Genomic DNA, 12,240 nt, shown 5'->3' with positions numbered 1-12,240 from the left:
TCGGTTCGTTCCCGAGACTGTCCCATACATTCGGTGGCATGGGAGCTCGAATCACCCAAGACGAATTCCTCAAGCGCGCTGTGCAGCGCTTCGGTGATCAATTCGATTACAGCTTGATCCGCTGGCGCAGTTACAAGAGTCCTGTTCAAATCCGTTGCAACGCCCATCCGGTTCAACCGATCACGATCACACCGGAAAAGCATCTTCAAACCCTGGGTGGATGCCGTCATTGCCTTCGCGAGAGACGCATCGCCTCGCTGGAGCGGGAACTCAATCGCAAATCCGCTGAGCGTCCAGATGCCGTCGCTCAGGAGCCTTCGGCCAATCTGGAACCCACTCCGAAACGACACGGTTAAGGGGTGCTGCTGCAGCCAAGCCTGATCAGGCCTTCAGGCTGACCCGCTGATAGCAGAACCAGAGCCACTGCTGGAACAGAAGATTTCGGTGGGAGCGCCAGAGGGTCTGGGGTTGGGCCGCATCGAAATTTTCGGGCGGCGGAACATCTCCGCGGGCTCGGTCGCGATCCATTTCTCCGAGGATTCGTCCCACGTTGTATTCGGGGTGGCCGAGGTGCATCAGCTGCCGCTGATCCGGTGTCTCGAAAATGGTGTAGCCCACCTGTTCGCCATGGGCGAGCAAACGAAGACGCCCGTCCCGTTCGGCGGCTTCCATCGCAGCATCCGGCAGTCCGGCATGACGGCTTTGGGGGCAGACGAAATGGTCGTCCTGGGTTCCCATCAATGGATGCCCCGGCACAAGGCTGCGCATCGGGTAGATCCCGAACAGCTTCTGCTGGAAGGCCACCTTGTCGACGCCCGCAAGGTAGGCGAGGGCGAAACCGGCCCAGCACAGTCCGAGCGTGCTGGCACAGGTGCTGCGCGCTTCCTCGATCAACTGGACCAGTTCGTTCCAGTAACTGACCTGTTCAAAAGGCAGGTGTTCCACGGGGGCACCGGTGATTATCAAGCCATCCAAAGGACCCTGGGACAAGGCTTCATCCCAGCTCACATAGAGCTGGTCGAGATGGTTCTGATCCCAACTCTTGTAGGCGTGGGAGTTGAGGCGAATCCAAATCGGTTCGATCTGCAGCACCGATAGGCCCAGCGGATGCAGCAGGTTGAACTCGTACTGCTTGCCCAGCGGCATGATGTTCAAGATGCCGATACGCAGGGGCCGGATGTCCTGGCGTTCAGCCTGTTCAGGCTCAATCCAGGAGATCCGGTTGCGTTCAACCTCCGCGATTTTGTGGTAACTGCCAGGAAGAATCAGCGCCATGGGGCTGTGACGTCATTCAGCTGAGAACGGCGAGGGCCTGTTCGAAGTCGACCTTGATGTCGTCGATGTGCTCAAGACCAACCGAGACCCGCACCATCGTGGGGGTCACGCCAGCAGAGGCTTGTTCAGCCTCACTCAGTTGCTGGTGGGTCGTTGACGCGGGGTGAATCACCAGCGTTTTGGCATCGCCCACATTCGCGAGGTGGCTGGCCAGCTTGAGGCTGTCGATGAAGCGAACCGCATCGTCGTAGCCGCCATTGAGGGAGAACATCAGCATGCATCCCATGCCGCGGCCTGTCAGGTATTTCTTCGCGGCAGCGTTGTAAGGATCACTGGCCAGACCGGGATAGCTCACATGGGCGATGGCGGGATGGTCCTGGAGCCAGGTGGCTAGGGCCATGGCGTTTTCGGTGTGGCGTTCAACACGCAGGCTCAGAGTTTCCAGGCCCTGCAGCAGAAGGAAGCTGTTGAACGGACTGACGGCCGGCCCCCAATCCCGCAGCCCTTCCACCCTTGCCCGCAGGGCGAAGGCGATGTTGCGATCATCCGGAAGGCCCAGCATTTTGCAGACGTCACTGCCGAAGCCAAACGCATCCCAGTGCACCAAGCCGTGATACGCCGCGCTGGGCTGGCTCATCAACGGGAACTTGCCGTTGCCCCAGTTGAACGTGCCGGCGTCCACGATCACGCCCCCCAGGCTGGTGCCGTGGCCCCCGATCCACTTGGTCGCACTTTCAACGACCACATCAGCGCCGTGGTCAATAGGGCGCATCAGAGCTCCACAGGCTCCCAGGGTGTTGTCGACGATCAAGGGGATGCCTTTCTCCTTGGCTAGCGCTGAAAGACCCTCAAAGTCGGGAATGTTGAAGCGGGGATTTCCCATCGCTTCCACGTAGAGCGCCTTGGTGTTGACGTCGATTTGTGCTGCAAAGCTCGCGACGTCGTCGCCTTCGGCAAAACGCACGTCGATTCCCAAGCGCGGGAACTGCACCTTGAACTGGTTGTAGGTGCCGCCGTACAGATAAGACGTTGAAACGAAGTTGTCTCCTGCCTGCATGCAGTTGGTGATCGCCAGGAACTGTGCCGACTGGCCTGAGGCTGTCGCCAGTGCAGCAACCCCGCCTTCAAGGGCGGCAACGCGTTTCTCGAACACGTCGGTGGTGGGGTTCATCAGGCGGGTGTAGATGTTCCCGAACTCCTTCAGACCGAAGAGGTTGGCTCCGTGTTCGGCGTCATTGAAGACGTAGGAGCTGGTCTGATAGATCGGAACCGCCCGCGCGTTGGTTGCACTGTCCGGGGACTGCCCGGCGTGCAGCTGCAGGGTCTCGAAGCGGTGAGACATGGTCTTCGGCGGGGCCACTGCCCCAGTTCTAGTCGTCAGAGAGCTCGGGTTTGTCGGTTTCCGCCAAAGAAGGGAACGTGCTACGGATCACGGCCTGAATGTCGCGGTGCGCTTCGCTGCGGAATCCAGCCACCCCATCGGCGCTTAGCAACGGATAGGTGCGATCACTCGCATCCACCCCGCGCAGATGCTTCCAGCGGTTGCTGCTGTCTTCAGCTTTCAGCGCAATCAGGGGCGCCTGGAAGTCGTAGGCCTTGGTGTTGCCGAGAGCAGCCACTTGGGCCGTGAGCTTTTCACGCACAGGGCTGAGGGCTTTGGCCTTCAACGTGTCGGGCAAGCCGAGCACGGGCTCGTAATGGTCGAGCAAACGGAGTTCAGCCTCCAGCAGCACCGGCCATGCTCCGCGTTCACCGTCGCCAAGGCCCATCCCCGCCTCGGCTTCGGTCATCGCATCGAGATGGAAGCGCAGCCAGCGGTAGTAGGTCTTGTCTTTGATTAACTTCTTGGCGGCGGCCCGTCCAGTCACAATTGCCGGCAGAGCTTTTTCGGCTTTGCGCAGGAACAGCCGATCCTCCCGTTCCAAATTCATGGCCCCCCAGCGCTGTCGGTACTCCCACAGCTCGACGTAGCGAGCCACATCAGCCTCGGCCCAACCGAGACCCTTCAGTTCATCACCGCGATGGGAGGTTTCCTTGGACACCCGCTTCCTGGTTCACGCCAGGTCTCAGCGTAGGTGTCGATGCTCACCCGTTTGGTGATCTGCTGGCTGGGTTGGCTTGCAGATGCTCTTCAACCGTGATGCGCTGCGGTTGGTTGTAACCCACCGGCAGCCAAAGATCACCGGCCGCTGCATTGAAGTGGATCTCCCAGTGATACAACCCGGTGTAGGCGGCAGGGTCCTCCTTCATCAGTGAGGCATAGAGCAGCACGGCGCGGCCGTAGTAATCGCTGTTGTTGTAACCCCAGAGGCCGCGGCGAATGTCCTGCAGTCCGCCCCGTCTCACCAGATAACGCGCTGCTGCCTGGATGGCGTCGTGGGGATCGCGGATGTTCCCGGCGCCAATTCCCGGTTCGGCCCAGGTGGTGGGCAGGAACTGCATCGGGCCCTGGGCATTGGCCACAGAGATGCCGTCGATGCGTCCCATGCCGGTTTCCACAAGGTTCACGGCCGCTAGAACCTCCCATTCGATCCCTGTTGCTGCCTCGGCCTTGCGGTAATAGCTGAGCAGATTCGCCGCTGGTTCGGGCTGAATGATCCGCCAGGCGGGGAGCATCGTCGGTCCACGGCCGCGGCTCATGCGAACGAATTCACGCCGTGCTGCCAGGTGGCGTTCCGCCACGCTGCGCCAGCGCGGAGGTAGAGCCTTGATCACCTGCTGAGATCTGGGTTGGTCCGTCGACAAGACCCGATAGATCACCTGTTGTTGATGGCCGAGATCGGGCAGGGCCTCGGCCGCCGTGGCGGGATCCCGCAGCGCCTGTTCAACGGCCGCCAGCAGTGTTGCAAGCTCGGCTGGCTCAGCTGGCACAAGGGGGTACTGCCGGCCGTCTTTGGTTTTCGGTTGGCTGGCCTGGGCAGGAAGCAGCACAGGTGATTTCACCCCTGGCTCAGTCACCAGTGGCTCAGTTACCACTGGATTGGAAACAACCACTTCGGCTGCGCCATGCGGCTGTTTTGGCCTAAGCCAGAGCCCTGTCAGCAGGCTCGCCGTGATGGCCGAGACAGCAAGCACATTGCGGCTGCGCATGGTGGGGCAGGGGCGCTGTGCAGACCCTACCGGTGCGGTTCAGGCGGCAAGAAAGTTGCTGCGGTCGTGAAAGTCCGCCTTGGGGCCATGGCTGAGCGCCCAATGGCTCAGCCCCTCCTGTGCACGGTCAATCACGGCCGTCAGTGCCAGGTCTGGGCTGACATCTGGTGTCCACCAGGGCTCCAAGGCAATCCGGGCGTCGAGCCGCAGTTGGTGCAATCCGCGTTGCAGCCGCACCGTTGGGGGTGTGCTCAGCTCCTGTTGGGTTTGTCCACTGCGGTAGCCATCGAAGCGATAGAGCGCCCAATCGCCATTGGCCGCCAGATTCACTTCCCAATAACGCTGGGCTCCGGGGGCAGCGATGAAGGCCTCGAAGCAGGTGGTGGTCCAGAGCTCATCTTTGCGCTGCCCCTGTTGGGGCCCATCCTTAAGCCCCACCGGCAGCTTCAGAACGCCGATGCCCTTGGCCGCGCGGGCCAGAACCCCATAGCTGAGTTCCAGCCAACCCTCGCGCATCCACACTAGTTCAGCGCTGATCTGGACCCCCGCTGGAATGGACCGTTCAAAGGGGATCAGGCGGCAGCCCTGACGCAGCATCACGGCAGAACGCGCCATCTCAGAGGTTTGGATTTGGCTGCTGCTTTAGCCGCGCAACCAATTGCTCCAGGGCGTTGAACTGCTGCTCCACCGCTTCGGTGAGTCGGAACTGCACCAGGGCCCGTTGCAGGTTGTGCCCAGGTCGATCGCAGCGGAAATACACATCGCCCTCCAAGTGATCCGTGAGAAAGCGCAGGCCAAGCTCCAGGGGGATCAGGCGGATGCAGTGGGGCAGATAGTGCAGGTCCCAGTCACTCAGGAACCCACCCGCAACGGAGAGGTAGCCCGTGAGGATTGCCTCACAGAGCTCCATGTCGAAGCTCACGTCGTCGAGGCAGAGGGTTTCTTCACCGGCTGGATTGCAGCAGGAGCGCACACAGTCACCGATGTCGTAATGAATGAGCCCCGGTTTGACCGTGTCCAGATCGATCAGACCGATCGCCTGGCCGCTGGCCTCATCGATCATCACGTTGTTGATCTTCGGGTCCCCGTGGATGGGGCGGTGATGGAGTTCACCGCGGGTGAGTGCTGCTTCCAGCACATCGATGCCTTGGCGACGTGCCTCGATGAATGCGCAGGCGTCACGCTCGGCCGGCCCCAGGCGGTCTGGGGCCGGGTCGATCCCATCGAAGCGTTGGAGGTAGGCCGGCGTGACATGGAAATTCTCGAGGGTTTCCGCCAGTTGATCGGTGGGCAGATCGCTGATCAAGTGGTGGAACATTCCCACCCCGTATCCCACTTCCTGGGCGTGGGCACTGTCCTGGATGACGTCGCTCGTGGTCGCCGCACCGATGTAGGTGATTGAGCGCCAGAACTCTCCGTTCTGTTCGATCCAGGGGGAGGCCTCTCGCCGGCAGGGAACCACCCTGGGCACTTCCCAGCGCCGCCCCTTCAGTTGTGGGGGTGGAGAGGCGAGACGGCGTTCCATATGGTCGCCCAGGGCCTGCAGGTTCTGCATCACCAGGTCAGGCCGATCGAACACGTTTGTGTTCAGGCGTTGCATGACGAAGGCGCCGCCCGGTCCCTCGTGGGTCACAAGGAAGGTTTCGTTGACGTTGCCCGAGCCAAGGGAGCGGATGGCTTTGATCCCCTCGCGAGGATGGAAGCGATCGGCGATGGCTTCCAGGGCCACGGTCATGAACGGTCGCATGGGTCTCACACGGCACCTTGCCGTTCTTCCGGTGCTCTGCCCCATTCAGGTGTGCAGAACCACAGCCGACTCAGGCCTTGAGCTGACTCTCGATCATAATTACCACTTATAGCTGCTGCAATAGGTCTGAGCCTTTTACACCACTTAGACCAAAACTTAGACACGGCTCAAGTGGTCTCAACCCTGTCTCACCTAGGCACCACCAGAACCAAACCCTCAAACCTCATTCTCATAGCTCTCACATGAACTGCCTCAACCCCCACAAGCTGGTCATCTCAGGAGGTGCAGCCAAGCTCCAAACCAACCCTGCTGAACAGCTCCAGAACCAAGGACTGGCACGCCTGTCCTATCTCGAGAAGAAATACGCCGACGAAGTGAAGCAGGACCACTCGCAGCGATTGGTGACCTCAGATGAAAGCGAGAGCAGTTAAGGTTTCTTCACATAGCGCTTAGGAAGCAGTGATTACAGGTCTTTTCCCACTCGCCTACGCAGCAGTTTTGACATGCTTGCTGCTGCAAGCGTTTCGGATGATGCGCACTTCGCCTGCTACGCAAGCCAGCGCATCTAACGACCGAACAGGTCTCAAAACCACACATCCAGAACTACTGGATGAGAACGGTGAAGTGACCAGCGAAGAACTTTGGGCCGTTCGCTTTTCGGACGAAGGCGTGGTTCTCCCTGAAGCTTGAGCATCAAATTTTGGATTGAACCAGTAAGGCCCGGAGATCTCAGGCCAGTCTCATGTGAATCTGAAACAGGCTCTATGAGGTCATCATTTCCCAATTTGGTATCCTTATGTCTACTGCCTGCCTAAGGCTAATTACAGGCTGTTCTGAGGGTCACATACTGCACCATGCTTAATGGATACCTGGCTAGATTTTAATATATACTAATTCAACCCTCGTTCAGAATATACAAGAGGTGGAACAAGAGAAAGCTGTTTTGAAAGCTAAAGCCACAGTCTGATTAAAAAGGTTCAGACTGAACTAGATCCTATGAAGAAAGTTTTCCTTTAGATGCCTCTGGCTTATGCCTAACCAATGATGTGACCCTCTTGCTATTCAGCAATGCCTTCCTACTGCTACATGTTATTGGAAGGTCAGAAGATTGATCTAGGAGTTCATCCTGGTTCAGTTATCACTACAGACTATTCACAACAGGATGGAACCATGGTCTATGCAGTCATGGGTCAGGATGAAGAAGACAAGCTATTGGCTCTACAAAAGATCCTTGAGGAAGAGTCATACAAATAAGTTGACTAAGTGGCTATTGGAGATAAGTGGCATCCATAACCCTTTGGCAATGGTTATCTAGGTCACAGACCTCTTTGAGTGGGAGCCGTTAAGTTTCTGTACCCTCTCTATGGTATGTCATGTCCTACTGGGAGCAGAACTGGAGGAGGAATCTCAAGCTGATCACCGTGGATGAGCTGCCACCCGCACAGCAGATTCAGGTGTCGAGATGGTTGAAGCAAAGGACGGAGCTTCTGCTCGGCCAGATACAGCCAATCGATGCTGAATCTCTTGTTCAAGAGTTTGACGACTATGAAGATGCTTGCTGCTAGCCATGGACTGGCTTGATCGCTTGGGTTGGTATTTGTTTGCAGACTTCCTTATCATTGGTGCTTTCAGGATTTATGCACCTCAATTTCTAAGCTATAGAAACATCATTTTTCTAATTGTTTCTAGTGTTGTTCTTTGGCTACTCTTTGATAGGAAGAAGAAGTGACCTAAAATTTTTGGCATAATTTTTGTGAGGTCATATATTGTAGTTACCTGGACGCAAAAGACCCCAATACCCCCTCCCTTTTCCTGGTATAGATGATGCCTACCCAGAAACATAATTATTGGTATTTGGGATTCTGTGAATTTATTTTCCTGCTGTCCTAGAGCAAGCACTCATGGTGACAACATCATCATCATTGTTCTCAACTGCTAGTGCTATTGAGAAACCTAGGCTGTGACTGGTGTGTCTGCTGATGTGATGTGTGCTAGATATTCAATCTAACTACAACCTGTCTAACCCTTGTTCAGTATTGGGTCTAAGCATATGGCTAGATGCACTGCCATTACTAGGTTCTTATAGTTGTTGAATGTAGTTGGTGTTAAGACAAACCATCAAATCACTCTGATTGACAGCCGTTCATCGACGTTGTTCCAATCAACCTGCCATTACTCGGTTCAGGATTTCTTGCTTGATAATCGCGCGATCTCGTTCCACATAGATCTCCGCCATCAGATCAGGTTTTGACTTTGAGCGAAGTTTATTCAATGGCTTCTCGATTTTACCCAAGACTTCATCTACCAATGCAATTGGATCATCTCCAAAGCTGTCGTAGACGGACAAGGCTTTATCGAGTTTGTTGATCAGACGAGTTGAGACGGACATCGACGCAAATCAAATCCAATTATCTTGGAAGTATTACACTATATTGAACTACATCGTCAGCGATTCCACACTTTTACTTCTGCTGAAACTAGTAATAAATACTGTTCGGTTATCACTAAAGGACCACAGCTACAGTATCTACAAATGCGATGAGCTGCTTCTTAGCTTCTAGGCGATATCACGTTTGGTAGGATGCGAGCGATAAGAGGATGGTCTGAGATAGACCGACGAGACTTTGCTGTGAAATGGGAAAACATTCGAGCCGCTTACTACGCGGATAAAGGAGATGCGGAAAAAGCAAAAAGATTGACCGAAAAGGCAGCAAAGTTGAAGAGAGAGTTGGACTTTCTTCTATACAAACCTGGTTCTTTTTATTAATGATATATCCTGTGTCTTGTGTAAGGTAGCTGCAAGGCTCTCATTCAAGCGTTAGTAAGTGTTAATAGTCTGACCCTATTGATGTAGTTAAAGCCTGCTACAGGAGCGCACAGAGCGGTGCGGGATCTATATAGGAGAAGCGGTCATGCGTATGTCAGCAAGGGCCAGCTCTGCCTGGAGACACGGAATGACAAGAGCACCAAGCCTTTGAATAAATGGCTTGACAGCGCAGCTTTTGCCAGTGATACCAATGGATCTTAAGGTTTTCCACAGGACAAAGACAGCGCAGCTTTTGTGAAGGCACACGTGATGTCCAGTAACGGCACCAAAGAGGCACACTTGATCTCTCCGCTCATTGGTTACCAGTGGTTCCTTCATGAGATGAAGAACGACCAAGTGGCTCGATGCCGCTGGATTTGCTAGTGACACCAATCGATCGCAAGGTTTGCCACAGGACAAAGACGCCGCAATCCTTGAGGTCCTTGTTCCTTCTGGGAAGGGTGTTGTCTGAGAAGCCTGTGGTGCGGGACTAATACAGGAGGACCGGTAAGGGATTAATACAGGAAGACCAATGCGGGACGTATACAGGAGGAGCGGTAAGGGACCCATACAGGAGGACCGGTGTCGGATTAATACAGGAGGATTGGTCCGGGATGTATACAGGGATGGACAAGCTGGTCCACATAAACGCAGCAGGCGAGGTTCACGAGCCACGAGACAACTGACCGACGAATGGAGTTAGCAACCATTCCTAAGACCACAAAAGAGCGGTGTGGTTTTAGTAAAGACAAAACATCTACAGCAAGACTGCTGCTTAGTAATGTCGAGTCTCAAGAGCGGGAGCTTTCTTAGACAACAAGATTACTATTATCCTGGTGAGCGTAGCGAACGGATAATCCATATAACTCCCAAGACAACATCCCTCATCTTCTTCTACTTGAACTGAATCTTTATTACTACATTTATCATCGTGGTTGATAATCCTTGTAATTCTTATTCTACAGTCCTATTACTTTATGACTATAAACTGAAGTAATCAATACTAAGATTTGATGTGTCCTTATCTTTTTTGTTGTTCTTTCCCTCTTCTACTAAGTCCTTCTAGACTTCTCTTAACATTTGCAGCTTCTATTTCTTTGTAGAAGCTTTGACCTATGAGTTAACTAGTTCTCCTGCTAGTTAGTCGCTGCAATGCGGCTAGGTCTATTGGTCCCAACGGATGCGCAGCTGTTGGACCATCAATAGAAGTTACCTACGACTTATAGCTACTGGTAATAGCTTTGAGTCAAACACCGTTAAGTCGACTTCCGTATTTGGAACTCAGGAGCAATACCTGAGGGTGTTATTGAAGTTGCCTAAACCCTATTTCTTTTACCAGAAGAAGAAAGTGGTGTAGGTAACTTCTATTCAAACCAAAATGTCCATTCAAAAAATCTACGACGAACAATCTAACTACAATTTTAGTCCTGAGTTTTCACAGAAACTAGCCGACATCAAACTTGATGTTGATGCTATGGTATCTGCTGATAAACAGATGAAGCATCACCGGATGATGGTGATTGGTCAGTTGGTAGAACACCGTACAAACACGGTGAACCCAGATGACAAGAAAGCTATTAGGCAGATGCTTTCTACTTGGACACAAGATGTAGTAGATAATGTTTCTGCTGCCTATAAGACTTACAAGGAACTAAAAGGGAATGTAAACCCTGAGTTCCAAGCATTAGCAGACACAGCAACACCCACTCAGCTTATGTTGATTGGTCGTGGTAAATGTACAACTCTTGCTTATGACGCTGCTATGGCGTTGAAGCGGAATGGAAAAGTACCATCACAACAGCAACTCCGTGGTCACCTTGGTGGCTATACGGACGATAAATTCAATCAAAAATACCGTACAAATACGGTAAGACCAGAATCAGAACACCCTTCACAATCATCATCTCAGCAGGCACAACCTTATGTCGCTCCTCAGCTGACTGAGGAACAGAGACTGCGTCAAGCACAGATGAAGAGAATGGGACTTGATGAAAGCAGCTTTCAGAATCTAGAGACTGTTGTCTCACGAGAAAGCTTGCCTTTCATCAATGATGTTCAGACAGCTCAAGTTTGGTCAGGCGGAAGTAATGACCAAATCAACCGCTGTCTAGATGTGATTGAAAAAAAACTAAGTCAACAATCTAAATCAGGTAGTCAAATCGAACTACGAATACGTGAAATGCTTGCTCGTCATACTAAGCAAGTAAAAGAACAGATTGTAGAAGTTAAAGGACTGTCTGATAACGGTGATGACTTATCTATTCCTCACGAGATGTTGTCTCTTGAGGGAAGACGTCTGAGGGCGATGAGGCTTCTCGGACGCTGAACAATAGTGGCACCAGTAACGGGTAAGACCACTGCTTCTTTTTCTTCTTTTCTTTATCACCAACAACTATGGCTGCTACACCTACTAAAAAGCTGAGCATTGTCTCTAATCAGAAATCTGACTGTAATGGTTACATCGTCTCCGGACGCATTGATGACGGTGCTTATGAAGCAATGCTGGGTCTTGTAAATATGTATGGCTATGAAAGCATTAGTGCTTTTGTCCGTAAGGCAGTTCTTGAGAAATGTTCGACTATGAGTCAAGGTCTGAACTCTCTGTTTGATGCTCGTCTTTATGGTAAGCCTAAGCAGTTTGACCCTACCCAAGACTTTTAGTTAATCAGGCAGGCTTTGTCCTGCCACTAATGGGATTGTCGGAACCACTTGTAAACCGGATAGGTGGACCGAGTTCTACATAGTGTCGTGGTTCAACTCCGCGAGGTCCCACCACTAAACATATTAATCAAAGAACATAATGACTATCCATTTTGAAGGTCATCGTCACGGAATGACCGTAAACCCTCCTCTCCGTGATGAGGCAACAGGTGAGATTATTGAAGGAAGCGAACAGGTTGTAGATACCAGGTTTGCCAACTGGAATCACGAACCTAATGAATATGACCCTGAACTAGAGAAAGAAGCCATTAATGAAGACGAAGACCACCCTGACTATGTATCCGAAAAGGTCCGAATGGCAGATACTCAGCAAGACATTCTTACTGCTGAAGAACAGTCGTTTGATGAGTCACTGGCAGCTTCCGTATCTGCTGTTGAGTTGGGTAATACACCAGCTGATATTACAGTCCAGCATCTTGTCACCCAGTACTACCTCGGAAACATCAGCAGAGACGAAGCCTTTGAAGAGGCAATCTCTAGCGGTATCTCACCCGAGTCACTTATGCAGTCCTACTGGAACCTTAAAAAACATTTTGAATAAATACATGTAGATAACAAAACAATCAAACTACAAAAAATTAATGACCCAGAAACTACACAT

The 12,240-nt window shown here is 52.8% G+C and carries 14 protein-coding genes; 7 read left to right on the top strand and 7 right to left on the bottom strand.

All coding sequences use genetic code 11. From position 1 onward, the window contains the following. Positions 1–38 precede the first annotated feature (38 nt). Positions 39–356: a hypothetical protein gene (locus tag SYNCC9605_RS08990; RefSeq protein ID WP_011364756.1), complete on the top strand. Its 318-nt coding sequence runs from the start codon at positions 39–41 to the stop codon at positions 354–356. A 25-nt stretch (positions 357–381) separates the two neighbouring features. On the opposite strand, the gene SYNCC9605_RS08985 is transcribed toward SYNCC9605_RS08990, so the two are convergent. Genes SYNCC9605_RS08985 through SYNCC9605_RS08960 form a run of 6 tightly spaced genes read right to left on the bottom strand, consistent with a single transcriptional unit; the run spans position 382 to position 6,112 of the window. Beyond that, positions 382–1,275: a homoserine O-succinyltransferase gene (locus SYNCC9605_RS08985; RefSeq protein ID WP_011364755.1), complete on the bottom strand. Its 894-nt coding sequence runs from the start codon at positions 1,273–1,275 to the stop codon at positions 382–384. 16 nt (positions 1,276–1,291) lie between these two features. Beyond that, positions 1,292–2,617 (bottom strand): O-acetylhomoserine aminocarboxypropyltransferase/cysteine synthase family protein, encoded by a 1,326-nt coding sequence (locus SYNCC9605_RS08980; RefSeq protein ID WP_011364754.1) that lies wholly within the window; start codon positions 2,615–2,617, stop codon positions 1,292–1,294. Positions 2,618–2,645: 28 nt separating this feature from the next. After that, positions 2,646–3,317: a hypothetical protein gene (locus SYNCC9605_RS08975; RefSeq protein ID WP_011364753.1), complete on the bottom strand. Its 672-nt coding sequence runs from the start codon at positions 3,315–3,317 to the stop codon at positions 2,646–2,648. A 43-nt stretch (positions 3,318–3,360) separates the two neighbouring features. Then, positions 3,361–4,365: a lytic transglycosylase domain-containing protein gene (locus tag SYNCC9605_RS08970; protein WP_011364752.1), complete on the bottom strand. Its 1,005-nt coding sequence runs from the start codon at positions 4,363–4,365 to the stop codon at positions 3,361–3,363. Positions 4,366–4,404: 39 nt separating this feature from the next. Continuing rightward, positions 4,405–4,980, bottom strand: a complete 576-nt coding sequence (locus SYNCC9605_RS08965) for a DOMON-like domain-containing protein (RefSeq protein ID WP_011364751.1) — start codon at positions 4,978–4,980, stop codon at positions 4,405–4,407. A gap of 1 nt (position 4,981) precedes the next feature. Continuing rightward, positions 4,982–6,112, bottom strand: a complete 1,131-nt coding sequence (locus SYNCC9605_RS08960) for a phosphotransferase enzyme family protein (protein WP_011364750.1) — start codon at positions 6,110–6,112, stop codon at positions 4,982–4,984. 242 nt (positions 6,113–6,354) lie between these two features. Here SYNCC9605_RS08960 and SYNCC9605_RS08955 point away from each other — a divergent pair, with 242 nt between their 5' ends. The 3 genes from SYNCC9605_RS08955 to SYNCC9605_RS15550 all read left to right on the top strand — a co-directional run bounded on the left by SYNCC9605_RS08955 (position 6,355) and on the right by SYNCC9605_RS15550 (position 7,677). Beyond that, positions 6,355–6,543, top strand: coding sequence for a hypothetical protein (locus SYNCC9605_RS08955; protein WP_041435014.1), 189 nt, complete (start codon positions 6,355–6,357; stop codon positions 6,541–6,543). 28 nt (positions 6,544–6,571) lie between these two features. After that, complete coding sequence (locus SYNCC9605_RS14005) at positions 6,572–6,802, top strand: DUF2973 domain-containing protein (protein WP_011364749.1); 231 nt, start codon at positions 6,572–6,574, stop codon at positions 6,800–6,802. A gap of 683 nt (positions 6,803–7,485) precedes the next feature. Next, positions 7,486–7,677 carry a hypothetical protein gene (locus tag SYNCC9605_RS15550; RefSeq protein ID WP_041435010.1) on the top strand — a complete coding sequence of 64 codons (192 nt, stop codon included), beginning with the start codon at positions 7,486–7,488 and terminating at the stop codon, positions 7,675–7,677. A 596-nt stretch (positions 7,678–8,273) separates the two neighbouring features. On the opposite strand, the gene SYNCC9605_RS08935 is transcribed toward SYNCC9605_RS15550, so the two are convergent. Next, entirely contained in the window at positions 8,274–8,501 is a 228-nt protein-coding gene (locus tag SYNCC9605_RS08935; protein ID WP_011364748.1) for a hypothetical protein, read from the bottom strand. Between the two features lie 1,795 nt (positions 8,502–10,296). On the opposite strand from SYNCC9605_RS08935, the gene SYNCC9605_RS08930 reads away from it, so the two are divergent. The 3 genes from SYNCC9605_RS08930 (at position 10,297) to SYNCC9605_RS08925 (ending at position 12,180) form a co-directional block, all read left to right on the top strand. Next, entirely contained in the window at positions 10,297–11,244 is a 948-nt protein-coding gene (locus tag SYNCC9605_RS08930; RefSeq protein WP_011364747.1) for a hypothetical protein, read from the top strand. A 68-nt stretch (positions 11,245–11,312) separates the two neighbouring features. Next, the gene (locus tag SYNCC9605_RS14845) at positions 11,313–11,579 is read left to right on the top strand and encodes a hypothetical protein (protein WP_011364746.1); all 267 of its coding nucleotides are present in this window, start codon (positions 11,313–11,315) and stop codon (positions 11,577–11,579) included. 172 nt (positions 11,580–11,751) lie between these two features. Further along, complete coding sequence (locus SYNCC9605_RS08925) at positions 11,752–12,180, top strand: hypothetical protein (protein ID WP_041435006.1); 429 nt, start codon at positions 11,752–11,754, stop codon at positions 12,178–12,180. Positions 12,181–12,240 lie beyond the last annotated feature (60 nt).

Origin of the sequence: Synechococcus sp. CC9605 (assembly GCF_000012625.1) — a bacterium.
Lineage (GTDB): Bacteria > Cyanobacteriota > Cyanobacteriia > PCC-6307 > Cyanobiaceae > Parasynechococcus.
The sequence above is the reverse complement of the archived record's forward strand: the minus strand, read 5'-3'. Positions and strand labels throughout refer to the sequence as shown.